4 protein-coding genes and 1 pseudogene are annotated in these 2,749 nt (G+C 55.4%); 3 read left to right on the top strand and 2 right to left on the bottom strand.

Annotated elements, in window-relative coordinates; genetic code table 11:
• Both AB4043_RS25165 and AB4043_RS25160 read right to left on the bottom strand, forming a co-directional pair.
• Positions 1–338 (bottom strand): hypothetical protein (locus AB4043_RS25165; RefSeq protein WP_442308480.1); only part of this gene is annotated, 338 nt, incomplete at its 3' end.
• Positions 339–571: 233 nt separating this feature from the next.
• A complete protein-coding gene (locus tag AB4043_RS25160) occupies positions 572–955 on the bottom strand; it encodes a nuclear transport factor 2 family protein (RefSeq protein WP_442302871.1) in 384 nt (127 codons plus the stop codon).
• Between the two features lie 113 nt (positions 956–1,068).
• Between AB4043_RS25160 and AB4043_RS25155 the strand changes: the two genes are divergently transcribed.
• The 3 genes and pseudogenes from AB4043_RS25155 to AB4043_RS25145 form a co-directional block, all read left to right on the top strand.
• Entirely contained in the window at positions 1,069–1,338 is a 270-nt protein-coding gene (locus AB4043_RS25155; RefSeq protein WP_442308479.1) for a TetR/AcrR family transcriptional regulator, read from the top strand.
• Between the two features lie 127 nt (positions 1,339–1,465).
• On the top strand, positions 1,466–2,026 hold the full coding sequence (locus AB4043_RS25150) for a hypothetical protein (protein WP_442302869.1): 561 nt from the start codon (positions 1,466–1,468) through the stop codon (positions 2,024–2,026).
• Positions 2,027–2,272: 246 nt separating this feature from the next.
• Positions 2,273–2,749, top strand: a pseudogene (locus tag AB4043_RS25145) (hypothetical protein); the annotation flags it as partial.

Here is a 2,749-nt window from a genome sequence, read left to right as displayed (position 1 = left end):
GAGGCAAGAAACGCTGGAACGTTGTACTCGCAAATAAGATGGCGCGCCAACGACGAAACCGCTGGCCGCCATGATGAAGATGTGCCCGCCCAGTCGATCACTGGACGGATGTGTGCGTTTCGAAATCGAGACAGATTGGCAAGCGCGTCTATGCCGGGATGACAGCCGTTAAAGACTGGCGCTTCGAACAAGCGCGCCGCCCGCTTGCGCGCGCAGTGCAGCACTTCATGAAACTTCTCCAAGGCGAGCGGATCCACTGCCAATTGCATGAATGCACGGTGAATGGCGCAGTCCGTCTGTCGCTTGTGATGCTGAACAAAACGTTCAGACCAAGACATAAACTTCTCCTGTTTTCTAAACCGGCGAGTAAGCGGCATGCAGTAATCCGCCGAGATACAAAAACAACAAGGCCGCAACTGCTGATCGCAGCCTGCCTGTTTTGTCCGGTTTAGATAACGGAGAAGAACATCACGAGGCTCATGATAGAGCATTCGGTGATGTATTCGTCAATTCATTTCAGGGGATTCATCTCCTGTGGGCCAGCTTTGCTGGCTGTCTTGCGGGCAGCGAGTCAGGGTCGATGTGAGAATGCTGCAGCCGGGTCAGCCTCGTCCCCAAGCTCCATAGCCGCGATCAGACCGGTCTTCATGGTGAACACATGAAAAATCTCTCTGTCTAATAGAAGGTCTCCGTGAAGGTTCTTGACGAGTTGGTGCACCCTGACACGGACCTTGCCTCCATCTTCCTCGGTGATTTCCAGTGGCTCGACATGGGGATCGAACTCTTCCCACTGCCGAGTCCAGTAGGCGCGGATCTCTTCCTTGCCTACAGCTCTGCCGCCCTCCGAAACCTTGGGCCAGTTCACATCGTGCGTCATCAGTGCTAAGACACTGTCGATGTCACGCTTATTGAATGCAGAGTACGCTTGCTCAATCAAGGTCTTCGTGTCTGCCATGCAACTCTCCTGTCACCCTATTTTCCTCTTCGACCCCCATAGGTGCTGAAGGTCACAAAGTTTTTGTAACCAAACCGACTAGTTGGTAGTCTACTTTGGTAATGCAAGGAGAGATGGCAGAACGCATTCTGAAGGCGGCGGAGGCCCTGATGATCGACAGAGGGTACTCGGCCTTCAGCTACGCCGATATCTCGGAAGCGGTGGAGATCAAAAAACCGAGCATCCATCACCACTTCCCGACAAAGGCTGGTCTGGCCGCGGCCGTTCTCAGAGCGCATCGCGAAAGAACGATCGAAGGAACTGAACAGCTCGACAGGCAGATCGAAGATCCCTGGAAGCGCCTTCATGCCTATGTCCAGTATTGGGAGGGGTGTATCGTGTGATGTCTTCAAGCAAGTTACAGGAGCGGCGCTCAAGCGGATCGCTGCCCCCAAACACTAAACTGCAGAGCCACATGTGTCCCTGGCTCTGCCAATTAAACCTACCAACTAGAAGGTAGAAAGGTGCTTTATGCAAACCAATTCCTTTGAATCAGCCCGCTCCCTGCGCAACCTGTATCTCGTCCGGACGGCGTTTCAGCTGCTTTGGGCCGGAGCCGTGATTTCGGCGGCGCTTACGCAGCCACATTTCGCTTCCGTTTTGCTCATCGTGTACCCACTGTGGGATGTAGCCTGCACGCTGTACGATCTCGGCGCTTCTCGGCCCACCGGCAGCGCACGCACCTCGCAGGTGATCAATGCACTGCTGGGAACCGCGACTGCTGTTGGGATCGCCTTGACGGTCTTCAGTAGAGAGGCGATCTCCATCGCGATCTTCGGTGCATGGGCACTCGGAGCCGGACTGCTGCAGCTTGTTGCCGGGCTCATTCGCCGCAAGCAACTCGGTGGACAATGGGCGATGATCCTGAGCGGTGCGCAATCGACTGCCGCAGGCGTTGCCTTTGTACTGGGCGGCCTTAGCGGAAAGCTACATGCGAAGGATCTTGGAGGGTATGCCATCTTCGGTGCGGTCTACTTCCTTATCGGCGGAGTCCTGCTGAGCCGAAAGCTCTCGCAACTCTCCGAAGCTTAGACGAGGTGGAGCGTTGCGGCCGGTGACGTTACGCTCCAGCCTGATATCCGGATAGCGATAGGTGAAAAAGCCAAAGGCGGTACGCCGGTAGTACGATGACAGCACTGACCAAAGCTGGTTTGTACACAATCGCATCGGACTATGAAAAAGAGACATCTTGAAATTGCAGCTACGGCGGCGGATACATCTTTAAACACTGGGCCAACTGGATCGAACTCTCTCTTCACGCGGCGTGAGGTACTGGGAATGGCCGGCATGGCGGGTTTAGCCGGTTTGACAGGTTTCGCACCCGGCGCCGTTGCGCAAACCAGCGGAAGACGGCCTCGGATTGCCTGTCTCGTCAGCTATTGGGGTCTGCCGACATCCCATGCAGACTGGATCGTCAATAAGCTGTTGGACGGCTATTGGTGGCAGGGCGCCCATACTCCTTCACAGGTGGACGTGGTGTCCGTTTACATCCATCAGTTCGACACGAGCTTGCTGGGGCAGAAAGTATGCAAGGCAAAGAATATCCCCATCTTTAAAACGCCGGGAGAAGCCGTCACCCTTGGCGGCAAGGACCTTGCGGTGGATGGTGTCGTTATCGTCGCGGAACACGGGAACTATCCAACCGATCTCAAGGGGCATTGGCTGTTGCCGCGCTGGTGGATCTACCAGCAGGTCATCAAGGTCTTCGAGCAAAGCAACCGTTCCGTGCCTGTGTTTAACGATAAGCATCTCTCC

The organism is Terriglobus sp. YAF25 (assembly GCF_052113305.1).
In the GTDB taxonomy this organism is placed as follows: Bacteria; Acidobacteriota; Terriglobia; order Terriglobales; family Acidobacteriaceae; genus Terriglobus.
The sequence above is the reverse complement of the archived record's forward strand: the minus strand, read 5'-3'. Positions and strand labels throughout refer to the sequence as shown.